The organism is Amycolatopsis sp. VC5-11 (assembly GCF_037034185.1).
GTDB lineage: Bacteria > Actinomycetota > Actinomycetes > Mycobacteriales > Pseudonocardiaceae > Amycolatopsis > Amycolatopsis nivea.
The window spans coordinates 792,259-803,955 of record NZ_JBAGKF010000002.1 but is presented as its reverse complement, the minus strand read 5'-3'; the positions used below and the strand labels follow the sequence as shown (position 1 = coordinate 803,955).

Annotated in this window: 14 protein-coding genes; 6 read left to right on the top strand and 8 right to left on the bottom strand. The window is 68.3% G+C overall.

The features are described 5' to 3' along the window. Window positions 1-16: 16 nt before the first annotated feature. Window positions 17-670: a response regulator transcription factor gene (locus tag WA670_RS11230; RefSeq protein ID WP_037810579.1), complete on the top strand. Its 654-nt coding sequence runs from the start codon at window positions 17-19 to the stop codon at window positions 668-670. 342 nt (window positions 671-1,012) lie between these two features. On the opposite strand, the gene WA670_RS11225 is transcribed toward WA670_RS11230, so the two are convergent. The 5 genes from WA670_RS11225 to WA670_RS11205 all read right to left on the bottom strand — a co-directional run bounded on the left by WA670_RS11225 (window position 1,013) and on the right by WA670_RS11205 (window position 4,900). Continuing rightward, complete coding sequence (locus WA670_RS11225; protein ID WP_442893087.1) at window positions 1,013-1,144, bottom strand: hypothetical protein; 132 nt, start codon at window positions 1,142-1,144, stop codon at window positions 1,013-1,015. Beyond that, window positions 1,132-1,380, bottom strand: a complete 249-nt coding sequence (locus tag WA670_RS11220) for a hypothetical protein (protein WP_336157641.1) — start codon at window positions 1,378-1,380, stop codon at window positions 1,132-1,134. Before WA670_RS11220 ends, WA670_RS11225 begins: the two co-directional genes overlap by 13 nt. A 246-nt stretch (window positions 1,381-1,626) precedes the next feature. Continuing rightward, a complete protein-coding gene (locus WA670_RS11215) occupies window positions 1,627-3,195 on the bottom strand; it encodes an acyl-CoA carboxylase subunit beta (RefSeq protein ID WP_037810580.1) in 1,569 nt (522 codons plus the stop codon). Then, a complete protein-coding gene (locus tag WA670_RS11210; RefSeq protein WP_037810581.1) occupies window positions 3,188-3,958 on the bottom strand; it encodes a thioesterase II family protein in 771 nt (256 codons plus the stop codon). The genes WA670_RS11215 and WA670_RS11210 overlap by 8 nt, the downstream gene beginning before the upstream one ends. Before the next feature lie 255 nt (window positions 3,959-4,213). Continuing rightward, a complete protein-coding gene (locus WA670_RS11205) occupies window positions 4,214-4,900 on the bottom strand; it encodes a GNAT family N-acetyltransferase (RefSeq protein WP_336157640.1) in 687 nt (228 codons plus the stop codon). A gap of 151 nt (window positions 4,901-5,051) precedes the next feature. Between WA670_RS11205 and WA670_RS11200 the strand changes: the two genes are divergently transcribed. Continuing rightward, complete coding sequence (locus WA670_RS11200; RefSeq protein ID WP_336157639.1) at window positions 5,052-5,774, top strand: VOC family protein; 723 nt, start codon at window positions 5,052-5,054, stop codon at window positions 5,772-5,774. Between the two features lie 37 nt (window positions 5,775-5,811). Continuing rightward, on the top strand, window positions 5,812-6,300 hold the full coding sequence (locus WA670_RS11195) for a GNAT family N-acetyltransferase (protein ID WP_238604578.1): 489 nt from the start codon (window positions 5,812-5,814) through the stop codon (window positions 6,298-6,300). Window positions 6,301-6,307: 7 nt separating this feature from the next. Here WA670_RS11195 and WA670_RS11190 read toward each other — a convergent pair whose 3' ends face one another. Next, a complete protein-coding gene (locus WA670_RS11190) occupies window positions 6,308-6,760 on the bottom strand; it encodes an Lrp/AsnC family transcriptional regulator (protein WP_240690838.1) in 453 nt (150 codons plus the stop codon). A gap of 140 nt (window positions 6,761-6,900) precedes the next feature. Here WA670_RS11190 and pdhA point away from each other — a divergent pair, with 140 nt between their 5' ends. From pdhA to WA670_RS11175, 3 genes are read left to right on the top strand one after another with little or no spacing between them, the layout of a single operon-like run. Next, window positions 6,901-8,001 (top strand): pyruvate dehydrogenase (acetyl-transferring) E1 component subunit alpha, encoded by a 1,101-nt coding sequence (pdhA, locus tag WA670_RS11185; RefSeq protein ID WP_134667403.1) that lies wholly within the window; start codon window positions 6,901-6,903, stop codon window positions 7,999-8,001. Then, the gene (locus WA670_RS11180) at window positions 7,998-9,014 is read left to right on the top strand and encodes an alpha-ketoacid dehydrogenase subunit beta (RefSeq protein ID WP_336157638.1); all 1,017 of its coding nucleotides are present in this window, start codon (window positions 7,998-8,000) and stop codon (window positions 9,012-9,014) included. The genes pdhA and WA670_RS11180 overlap by 4 nt, the downstream gene beginning before the upstream one ends. After that, on the top strand, window positions 9,014-10,249 hold the full coding sequence (locus tag WA670_RS11175; protein ID WP_336157637.1) for a dihydrolipoamide acetyltransferase family protein: 1,236 nt from the start codon (window positions 9,014-9,016) through the stop codon (window positions 10,247-10,249). Before WA670_RS11180 ends, WA670_RS11175 begins: the two co-directional genes overlap by 1 nt. Window positions 10,250-10,255: 6 nt before the next feature. Here WA670_RS11175 and WA670_RS11170 read toward each other — a convergent pair whose 3' ends face one another. Both WA670_RS11170 and WA670_RS11165 read right to left on the bottom strand, forming a co-directional pair. Next, window positions 10,256-11,524, bottom strand: coding sequence for a glycosyltransferase family 2 protein (locus WA670_RS11170; RefSeq protein ID WP_336157636.1), 1,269 nt, complete (start codon window positions 11,522-11,524; stop codon window positions 10,256-10,258). After that, on the bottom strand, window positions 11,521-11,694 hold the full coding sequence (locus tag WA670_RS11165; RefSeq protein ID WP_336157635.1) for a hypothetical protein: 174 nt from the start codon (window positions 11,692-11,694) through the stop codon (window positions 11,521-11,523). Before WA670_RS11165 ends, WA670_RS11170 begins: the two co-directional genes overlap by 4 nt. Window positions 11,695-11,697: the final 3 nt, after the last annotated feature.

Sequence of the window (11,697 nt, the reverse complement as noted above, 5' to 3'; positions counted from 1 at the left end):
TGTGGAGGCAAGGAAAATGCGCGTCGTGATCGCGGAAGACTCGGTACTGTTGCGCGCCGGGGTGCAAAGCCTGCTCGCGGACGTAGGCATCGAAACCGCCGCCGCGGTCGACAACGGCGACGATCTGCTGGTGGCCATCCGAGACCACCGCCCCGACCTGGTGATCGCCGACGTCCGCATGCCCCCGACCTTCACCGACGAGGGCCTGCGCGCGGCTTTGGCCGCCCGCAAGGAAATCCCCGGCCTGCCAGTGCTGGTGGTGTCGCAGTACGTCGAAGGAAGCTATGCGGTAGACCTGATCGCGGAAGGCACGTCCGGCGTCGGCTACCTGCTGAAGGAACGAGTCGCCGACGTAGCGGACTTCCTGGAAGCAGTCCGCCGCGTCGCCGACGGCGGCTCAGCCATCGACCCGGACGTGGTCGCCCAGATGCTTTCCCGCAGCAGGGATCCGTTGGAGGCATTGACCGCGCGGGAAACCGAGGTGCTCGCCCAGATGGCACAAGGCCTGTCGAACACGGCCATCGCCAAGGCTTTGGTGGTGACTCAGGGAGCAGTGGAAAACCACATCAGCAACATCTTCGCGAAGCTCGGCCTGGAAGCCAGCCGGGACCAGAACCGCCGCATCCGCGCCGTCCTGACCTACCTGGACAGCACCGCGGTGCACGCCTGATTCACCGGATCGATACCGTGCAGATGTTCGACCGGCGGCGGTAACTTGGGGATATGGATCTTGGACCTGTTCCCCTGTCGTCCGTTGTGGACGAAGTAGTAATTCTGTTGTGGCGCAAGACTTCTGGCACTCGCACTGCCGGTGCGGGCGCTGCCGCCGCTCACACTTCTGTCACCCGCCGCCGATCACTCATGCCTTCGAGACTGGCTTTTCGCCCGGCCCGACTGTTTCGAAGACCCGCATTCCGCGCGGCCACCCAAGCCGGAACCGCGGCACTGCGAAAAGCCCGCATCGCCCTGCGCCGATACGGGCCTCGCTCCCTCACGCCCTGGACGAGCCGAGCTACCGCGCCCGCCAGCTCGTCGCCGGAACAAACCTTGCCAACGGTCGCCGAGGTGACGGCACAGCAATTTCCGCGCACCCAGCCCCCGCAGCCTGACCGACAGCGGCCAACGCCACCATCAACGCAGCCACTTCCACGTCATCCGGATTCCCACGCACCACACGTACTGCGGGCACTGCCGCCGCAGCGCGCTGTTCACCGTGCTCTCCAGCAGCTTCCCGGTCACCCACGCCCGCAGACGCTGCCACCGCAGCACGCCGTCCATCGCGCACCCCAACAGCTTCCCGGTCAGCCGCTGCCGCACGCCGTCCATCGCGCCCCCCGGCAGCCACATCCGGAGACGCCGCCACCGCAGCACGCCGCTCATCACGCACAGAAGCAACCCCCAAACCAGCAGCTCCCCGCGACACCGCAGGAAGCCTCGTCCTGGCCACACCTGCGTCCCCTGCCGTCCCCTCGCACCATTCACCGTGCGTTCCAGCAGCCGACCCAGCAGCACCCGGCCCGCCGGACCCACTCCGCGCGCCGTCCAACTCGCCAACCGAGGCAAGAACCTCCAACTCCGCCGCCCCCATCACATCCCCCGTCCCTAACCGCGCGACCCGGGCCGCCATCACATCGGCGGGTTCCCGTGCTTGCGCGCCGGAACGTCGGCGTGCTTGGCCCGCAACATCGACAGCGACCGGATCAGCATCTCCCGCGTCCGGCCGGGCTCGATCACGTCGTCGACCAGTCCGCGTTCAGCCGCGTAGTACGGGTGCATCAGCTCGGTCTTGTACTCCTTGATCTTCTGCCGCCGCACCGCCTCCGGGTCGTCGGCAGCGTTGATCTCGCGCCGGAAGATCACGTTCGCCGCGCCCTCGGCACCCATCACCGCGATCTCGTTCGTCGGCCACGCGAGCGAAACGTCCGCGCCGATCGACCGCGAGTCCATCACGATGTACGCGCCGCCGTAAGCCTTCCGCAGGATCACCTGCACTCGCGGCACCGTCGCGTTGCAGTAGGAGTACAGCAGCTTCGCACCGTGCCGGATGATGCCGCCGTGTTCCTGGTCCACCCCGGGCAGGAAACCCGGCACGTCGACCAGCGTCACCAGCGGGATGTTGAACGCGTCGCAGGTTTGCACGAACCGCGCGGCCTTCTCGCTCGCCTCGATGTCGAGCACCCCGGCGAGCGTCGCCGGCTGGTTCGCCACGATCCCGACCACGTGCCCGTCGAGCCGTGCCAAGGCGCACACCACGTTCGTCGCCCAACCGGCGTGCACCTGAAGAAACTCGCCGTCGTCGACGATTTCCTCGATCACCGCACACATGTCGTACGCGCGGGCCGCGTCCGTCGGCACCACCTCGAGCAGCTTGTCCGTGCGGCGATCCACCGGGTCGGCCGTCGGCTCCACCGGCGGCACCTCGTTGTTGTTGGACGGCAGCAACGAAATCAGGTACCGCACATCCTCGAGACAGCTGGGTTCGTCGTCGTAAACGAACGCGGCGACCCCCGATGTCGAGGCGTGCACATCCGCGCCGCCGAGACCGTTCTGGGTGATCTCCTCGCCGGTCACCGCGTGCACCACGTCCGGGCCGGTGATGAACATCTGCGAGGTTTCGCGCACCATAAAGACGAAATCCGTCAACGCGGGCGAATAAGCGGCACCGCCCGCGCACGGGCCGAGCATCACCGAGATCTGCGGGATGACTCCCGAAGACCGGGTGTTGCGCTGGAAAATCCCGCCGTACCCGGCGAGCGCCGTCACGCCCTCCTGAATCCGCGCACCGGCCCCGTCGTTCAGCGACACCAGCGGAGCACCGGCAGTCGCGGCGAGGTCCATCACCTTGTGGATCTTCTGCGCGTGCGCCTCGCCGAGCGCGCCGCCGAAAATGCGGAAGTCGTGGGCGTACACGAAAACCGTGCGTCCGTACACCGTTCCCCAGCCGCACACCACGCCGTCCGAGTACGGTTTGCGGTGTTCGAGACCGAAAGCCGTCGCGCGGTGCCGGCGCAAGGACTCGATCTCGGTGAACGAACCTGGGTCGAGAAGCAGTTCGATGCGTTCGTGCGCGGTCAGCTTGCCGCGGTCGTGCTGCCGAGCGGTCGCGGCGTCGTCCGGACCGCGGCGCGCGGCCTCCTTGATCTCCCGCAGTTCCTCGAGCTTGCTGTCGAATCCGACCGCCAGTGCCTCAGACATGTGCACGCCCCTTGTCGACAAGCCGATCGGTCAAGTGCTGGAGAATCACGTCCTGGTGCCGGGTCAGGAAGAAATGCCCGCCGGCGAGCGGGACCAGTTCGAAGCCCGCCGAAGTGTGCTCGCTCCACGACCGGACCTCGTCCACCGAGGCGACCGGGTCGGCAGTGCCGGTGAACGCGACCACCGGGGCGGCCAGCGGTGCGCCCGGCCGGTACTGGTAGGTCTCCACGGCGCGATAGTCGTTGCGCACCACGGGAAGGATCATCCGCACGACATCGTCGTCGCCGAGCAGGTCCATTTCGGTGCCGCTCAGCCGGCGCAGTTCGTCGATCACGCCGTCGTCGGTGCGGGTGTGCACGTTCTCGTTGCGAAGCCGCGTCGGGGCCCGGCGTCCGGAGACGAAAAGCGTGTGCACCTCGGTGCCCGCAGCCTCCAGCCGCCGGGTCACCTCGAAGGCGATCATCGCGCCCATGCTGTGCCCGAACAGCGCGAGCGGCAGGTCGTCGCGGCCGCGCAGCAGCTCGGCGATCCGGTCGGCCAGCGCGTCGACGGTGGTCAGGAACGGTTCGTGCCGCCGGTCCTGGCGGCCCGGGTACTGCACCGCCAGCACCTCGATGTCCGGCGTCAGCGCCCGCGAAACCGGGAAGTAGAACGGAGCCGAACCTCCGGCGTGCGGCAAGCACACCAGCCTTGCCTTCGCCTCGGGCGACGTGTGGAAGCGGCGAAACCAGCTGTCCTCGTCGGAATTCGCGCTACCCGTCATGTCGTCCCACCGCCTTTCCGACGTCTGCGCCGGGACGACCCGGCCACGGATCCTTCTTCGCCGACCCACGGTAACCGCGCCCTCCGCGCGCAACGACCCCTAACTCCCCCCTAGATCCACAATGGACAGTCAGGTCCGCCCCTAGGCCGAAAGGAGTCTCCGCCGAAGAACCGTCAGCGATGGCTGGCATCACGCACGCCAACCTGGTGCAGGTCGGCCACCGCGACCAACTGCACCACCCGCCGGAACCGCCGACTACAGCGAAGGAGCCCGATAAACGCCGAACTGCATCCCGCGAGCAAGCCGGAACCCCAGCTTCTCGTACAACCGGATCGCGCCGGTGTTCGTCCCGGCCGCGTGGAGGAACGGCCGCTCGCCGCGTTCCCGGATCCCCGCGGCCACCGCGAGGACCAGCCGGGCCGCCAAACCCTGCCCTTGGAACGCCGGATCGGTGCACACCGCGCTGATCTCGGTCCATCCCGGCACGTGCAGCCGCTCGCCCGCCATCGCCACCAGTGCACCGTCGCGGCGGATGCCCAGGTAGGCGCCCAGGGCGATCGTCCGGGGCAGGAACGGGCCGGGCTTCGTGCGCGACACCAGGTCGAGCATTTCCGGCACGTCCGCCTCGGTCAGGCGCACCGCTTCCGGGTCGGCGGCAGCGGGCGCGGCCGAACCGTCCATCTGCACACCGGCGATCTCGGACTCCACCGTCCAGCCCGCGGGCGGCGGCGTCCCGACCTTCCCGACCACGACGGTCGACGCGCCCGGTCCGACGAGGTCGGCGATGTCGTGCCACACGTGTTCGTCCGGCTGGTCGGGCACGGCGAGGAACGGAGAGACATCCACCGGATACCGCAGCACCTGCCCCTTCTGCTCCGCGAACGAAGCGTGCGGGCCGCTCAGCGCGGCCCAAGCGGGGTTTTCGAGCGGGGACGTGCTCATTCTCGCCTGCCATTCCAGATCCGGGGTGCCCGTCCAGAATGCGTGCCCCGGGCCGGACGCGGCCACTGCCTCCCACATGGTGAGCAGCCGAGGACCGCAGCTGTCCGCGATCGGCCCTAGCGTCGCCGCCATCACCGACGAAGGGACCCCGATGAGCACCGTCGACCGCAACCAGCCGCTCGGCACCCCGACCTGGATCGACCTCGCCGTACCGGATCTGGACCGCGCGCAGCGCTTCTACGGCGCTGTCCTCGGCTGGACCTTCGACGGCGATCAGTGCCAGCTCCGCGACCTACCCGTCGCTGGCCTGCGCCAAGGAACCGACCCGCGACCAGCCTGGACCGTCTACTTCGCGACCGACGACTGCGACAGCACCGCCAAAGCCGTCACCGCCGCCGGAGGCAAGCTCCTCGACCAACCCCACGACGACGGAGAGCACGCCCGTATCGCCGTCGCGGAAGATCCGACCGGTGCGCGGTTCGGGCTCTGGCAAGGCCGAGAGCTCCCCGGTGCCCGGCTCGTCAACGAACCCAGCACTCTGCTGCGCAACGACCTCGTCACGCCAGCCCCCAAACCAGCACGTGACTTCTACTGCGAGGTCTTCGCCTTCACCCTCGACGGCAACGACGACCTGCCCGGCGTCGACTTCACCTTCCTCCGCCGCCCGGACGGCCACGAAATCGGCGGCGTCTTCGGCGATCCGTCCGCCGCGGCACCGGCATGGGGCACCCTGTTCCTCGCCACCGACGCCGACGCGGCAGGCGCACGGGCGGTCGAGCACGGCGGCGAGGTCGTCGAGGCACAGGACAGCCCCTACGGACGCATGGTGACCATCAAGGATCCGTTCGGCACGGAGTTCGTTCTTGGCTCGTGAACCCCGACTCCCCGGAACCGGTGCTAGAACAGAACAGGTGGACCTCGAAACCCTCCCCGGCGCGGCCCTGCTCCCCGCGACCCCCGACGACGCCGCCGAGCTGATGGTGCTCCAGCGGTGTTGCTGGGTGCAGGAAGCCCTGCTCAACAACACCCTGGAGCATCCCGCGCTGAGGGAGGACCTCGCCGAGGTGCGCGAGGCGATCAAGACCTGGCGCAGCTGGATCGTCCGGCAGGGACACCGGCTCGTCGGGGCGGTCCGGGCCCGCACCGTCGAGGACGGCGGCTGGGAAATCGGCCGCTTGATGGTCGCGCCGGATCTCGCCGGGCGCGGCCTCGGGCGGTTGCTCCTCGAACACGCCGAGCGGCACGCTCCGCCGGAGACGAAGCAGTTCGTCCTCTTCACCGGCGCGTCCAGCGAGCGCAACATCGCCCTCTACGAACGCGCTGGGTACCGCCGCACGCCGATGCCGTTCGAAGCCACCGGGGTCTACCAGCTCGCCGTCTACCTGGTGAAACCGGCCTGACGGCGGCTCACAGCTCGTCGAAGACCAGCACGGTGTGCGTCGAGAGCACGTCCGGCATGTTCTGCAACCGTTCGAACACCAAGTCCCGCAGGCTGTCCGCGTCGCGGGTCCGCACGAACAGGATCAGGTCGTTGTCCCCGGACACCAGGCCGCCGTGTTCGATTTCCGGGATGTGCTTGAGCTCCGCGCTCACCGTGCGCCACGAGTTCTGCGTGACCTTCAAGTACACGTACGCCGCCAGGCCCTGCCCCATCCGGCGCGGATCGGTGACCGCCGCGTACCCCGTGATCACGCCCTCGCGGTGCAGCCGCTCCACTCGCGTGTAGCAACCGGCCCGCGAAATGTGCGCGCGCTCGGCGAGGGCGCGCATCGAGGCACGGCCGTCTTTCTTCAGCTCAGCGATGAGTTTCAGGTCGACCTCGTCCAGCGCCGCTGCCATTTGTCCACTCGGCTGGGACATCCGCGCTACCTCGCAAGCCAATCGTCCAACTACAACCCGCCATCCAGGCCATCATTCCACAGTTCTCCGTCAAGTCTGGATCCCTGATCGCCCGACAGCGAGTATCAGGGCCTACTCGTCTTTGTCGATGGGAGCTGTCGGTGACCACTACGGAACGCACTGCCGCGTCCTGTTTCCTGCCCAGCGACGAGCCGCTCGGCCTCGTGACCGCCGACGGCACGCCCGCGCCCGACCCGGCGCTCGCGATGCCCGCGGACGACGTCCTCCTCCGCCTCTACCGCGGCATGGTTTCCGGACGCCGCTTCGACACCCAGGCCACCGCGCTCACCAAACAGGGCCGGCTCGCGGTGTACCCGTCGGCGCGCGGGCAGGAGGCCGCCGAGATCGGCTCGATCCTCGCGCTTCGCCCGCAGGACTGGCTTTTCCCCACCTACCGCGACTCGATGGCCGTCGTCGCGCGCGGCGTCGACCCGGTCGAGGTGCTCACGCTGCTGCGCGGCGACTGGCACTGCGGCTACGACCCGTACCGCGCCAACGTCGCCCCGCAGTGCACGCCTCTCGCCACCAACACGCTGCACGCGGTCGGCTTCGCGCACGCGGCGCGTGTGAAGGGCGAGGACACGGTCTCGCTCGTTCTCGTCGGCGACGGTGCCACCAGTGAAGGCGACACGCACGAAGCGCTGAACTTCGCCGCTGTCTGGAAGGCGCCGGTGGTCTTCCTCGTACAGAACAACGGCTACGCCATCAGCGTCCCGCTCGAGAAGCAGACCGCCGCGCCTTCGCTCGCGTACAAGGGCGTCGGCTACGGCATGCCCTCCGTGCTCGTTGACGGCAACGACGCTGCCGCCGTACACGCTGTCGTCGAGCAGGCTGTCGCACGCGCCGCGGCTGGCGAAGGACCGACGCTCATCGAAGCTGTCACCTATCGCATGGAGTCGCACACCAACGCCGACGACGCGACGCGCTACCGCGAGAAGGCCGAAGTGGAGCAGTGGCTCACACGCGACCCGATCAGCCGCCTCAAGCAGTACCTGACCGACCGCGGCCTCCTCGACGACAAGGTGCAGCAGGAGATCGACGCGCGCGCCGAAGAGGAAGCAGCGGCGCTGCGCGAGCGGATGAACGTCGACACCGAGCTCGACCCGGCTGACCTCTTCCGGCACGTCTACGCCGAACCGACCGCCGCGTTGCGCCAGCAGGCCGCCGAACTGGCGCACGAGAACACCGAGGACCAGGCATGACCGCCACTCTGGACACGACGCTGTCGCTCGCCGGGGCGCTCAACCGCGCGCTCGCCGACGCACTGGCCGAGGACGAACGCGTGCTCGTCTTCGGCGAGGACGTCGGCACTCTCGGCGGCGTCTTCCGCGTCACCGACGGACTCGCCGCGCGCTTCGGCGACGCTCGCGTCTTCGACTCGCCGCTCGCCGAATCGGGCATCGTCGGCACCGCGATCGGGATGGCGATGAACGGCCTGCGCCCGGTGATCGAGATGCAGTTCGACGCGTTTGCCTACCCCGCGTTCGAGCAGATCACCAGCCACCTCGCCAAACTCCGCAACCGCACCAAGGGCCAGGTCGAACTGCCCGTGGTGATCCGCGTGCCCTACGGCGGCGGCATCGGCGGCGTCGAGCACCACTGCGACTCGTCCGAGGTCTACTACACGCACACGGCCGGCCTGCGCGTCGTCACCCCGGCCACGCCGGACGACGCCTACACCCTGCTCCGCGAGGCGATCGACAGCCCGGACCCGGTCATTTTCCTGGAACCCAAGCGCCGGTATTGGGAAAAGGGAACCGTTGACCCGCAACGCCGTTCGCCCGGTCTCGACAAAGCGGTGATTCGCCGCGCGGGCAGCGACGTCACCCTCATTTCCTACGGCGGCGCACTCGGCACCACGCTCGAAGCTGCCGAAGCGGCCGCCGAAGAAGGCTACGACGCCGAGGTAATCGATCTGCGCAGCCTCGCGCCATTCGATCTGGAAACAGTCGCCGCGTCCGTGCGGCGCACCGGTCGCGCCGTCGTGGTGCACGAGGCGAGTCGATTCTGCGGTTACGGCGCCGAAGTCGCAGCGCAGCTTTCCGAGCACTGTTTCCATTACCTGGAAGCGCCGGTCCTGCGCGTCGCCGGATTCGACATTCCTTATCCCGCACCGAATCTGGAACAGCACCACCTGCCGGGCGTCGACCGGATCCTGGACGCGATCGAACGCCTCCAGTGGGACGACGCGGCACCGCTCGACGGGGAGAAGTGATGGCCGTCTTCAAACTGCCGGACCTCGGCGAAGGCCTGACCGAGGCGGAGATCGTCACGTGGCACGTCGCGGTCGGCGACACCGTCACCGTGGACCAGACCGTCGTCGAGGTCGAGACCGCGAAGGCGAGCGTCGAGGTGCCGGTGCCGTTCGCGGGCCGAGTCGCGACGCTGCACGGAGCAGCGGGCGAAGTACTGACCGTCGGCAGCCCGTTGATCACAGTGGACAGTGCCGCGGACTTCACCGAACCCGGCGTCGTGACGCCGGAGGGCAGCGGGAACGTCCTGATCGGATACGGCACCAGCCAAACCCGCACTCGGCGCACGCGGCGGCCGCGCGGCAGCAAGGCCCCAGCGACCGCACCGGTTCCTGCGTCGAAGTCCACTTCGGACCGTATTCGTGTCGTGTCGCCGCTGGTCCGCCGCCTCGCCCGCGAGTCCGGAGTAGACCTTCACGTGCTCACCGGAACCGGCACCGACGGCATCGTGAGCCGCGCCGACGTCGAACGCGCGATCGCCGCCACCGAAACCCCAGCAGTCCCCACCTCGGACGAGCAGCGAATCCCCTTGCGCGGCCTGCGCAAAACCGTCGCCGACAAACTCGCCCGCTCCCGCCGCGAGATCCCCGAGGCGACCGTCTGGGTGGATGTCGACGCGACCGAACTGCTTCAGTTGCGCACCGCGCTCAACAGCGATCCGCACGCCCCGAAGATCAGCCTGCTCGCGCTCATCGGCAGGTTCGCCGTCGCGGGACTGCGCCGGTTCCCCGAACTGAACGCGCATCTGGAAGGCGACGAGATCGTCATCCCGTCCGCCGTGCACCTCGGCTTCGCCGCGCAGACCGACCGCGGTCTGGTCGTCCCGGTCGTCCAGAACGCGCACCAGCACACCCTGGAAGACCTCTCCGCCGCGCTCGCCGACCGCACCGAACAGGCCCGCGCCGGACGCCTCGCCCCGGCCGACCTCACCGGCGGCACGTTCACCGTGAACAACTACGGTGTGTTCGGAGTGGACGGTTCGGCCGCCATCATCAACTACCCGGAGGTGGCGATCCTCGGCGTCGGCCGCATCATCGACCGGCCGTGGATTGTGGACGGTCAGGTCACCGCGCGCAAGATCACCGAGCTGACACTGGCGTTCGATCACCGCGTCTGCGACGGCGGCACCGCGGGCGGCTTCCTCCGGTTCGTCGCCGACTGCATCGAAAACCCCGTGCGACTGCTGCGCACTCTCTGAGGACGGTCAGGCTGGCAACTCTGCCAGCCTTTCCGTTTTCGCCCACACGTTCCGTTTCAGGACGATCCGGAACACCGCCCGCCACGTCGCCAGCACGCCGAGCAACAGGAACGCCGGATAGCACAATCCGGCCAGCAACGCGCGGTGCAGGGGTTCGTCGCGCAACCGGACAAAGTAGACGATCGCCCACATGATCCCGGGCAGCAGCAAGGCAGCCAGCCACCACGCCACCGCCTGCGCCAGGTTCCCGGTCTCCGTGACCAAACCGCCGAACGTGTTCCCGGTCAGCAACGCCGCGGGCACGATCACCAGCAGCGCCGCGGCGATCAACGACAGCGGAACAGTCAGCCACGGCACGACCAGATAGACCAGGAAGTCGAACAATCCGGTCCCGGCAATGAATCGAGAGGTCGCGAGACTGCGCAAATGCCGTGAGCACTGAAGATTCCCTTGCGCCCACCGGGTCCGCTGCCGAAGCAGGCGGCGCGCGTCTTCCAGCCCCTGCTGGGTCACCCAAGCCCGTTGCGTGTACCGGATCCGCACTCCGGCCAGGTGCAGCCGCAGGCCCAATTCAAGATCCTCGACCAGACAATCGCTCCACGGAGACGGCCCGAACTTGCGCAATACCGACAGTCGCGTGAACTGCCCATTGCCGCCCATCCCGACACTGCCGAGCACGTCCCGCAACGACTGCGAAGCATCCGCGATCGCGCCGAACTCCAAGTCCTGCAACAACGCCAGCAACCGGTGTCTATTGTGGATTCGCACCCGGCACTGCACCGCACCGACGCCGCGGCTGCGCAGCATCGCCGCCACCTCAGTGAGCAGCCCCGTGCTGCCGCGCCCGTCACCGTCGATGATGCCCACGACAGTCTGGGAAACCGTGCCCTCCCGCTCGGCAATGGCGTCGATGTAGCGATAACCCGCGTTGAGCGCTTCGCCCTTTCCGCGTCGCGCCTGAGGCAAGTCACGCCGCAACACATGCAACCGATCATCAGCGATACCCGCGACGATCTCTGGCGTAGCGTCATCGGATCCGTCATCGATGACCAGCACCCGCACCGGCGTTTCAGGCGTTCCCAGCCGTAACGCGTGTCGCACCGTGTTGGCGATAACGCGTTCTTCGTTCAACGCCGGAATAACGATCCAGAACAGCAACGGACACGACGCGCGTTCAGTCGCGGGCCGCGGCGCGCGCCAGGCGAAGGCCGCCAGTACCAGGTTGTGGACCGGCCACCAGCACAGCAGCAGCACGAACCACCACGGCTGCGTCATGCCGCGTGCCGGCCCCGGGAACCGCTGGCACGCAGCCGGAACGAACGGACGGTGAACGCCATCGCGACGAATCCGACCACCGACAGGACAAACCACAGCACCCCGTGGAACGGCGCGACACCGACCGCGGCGGCAGACACGACGGCAGGAGCGACCCGGGTGACAGACATTTC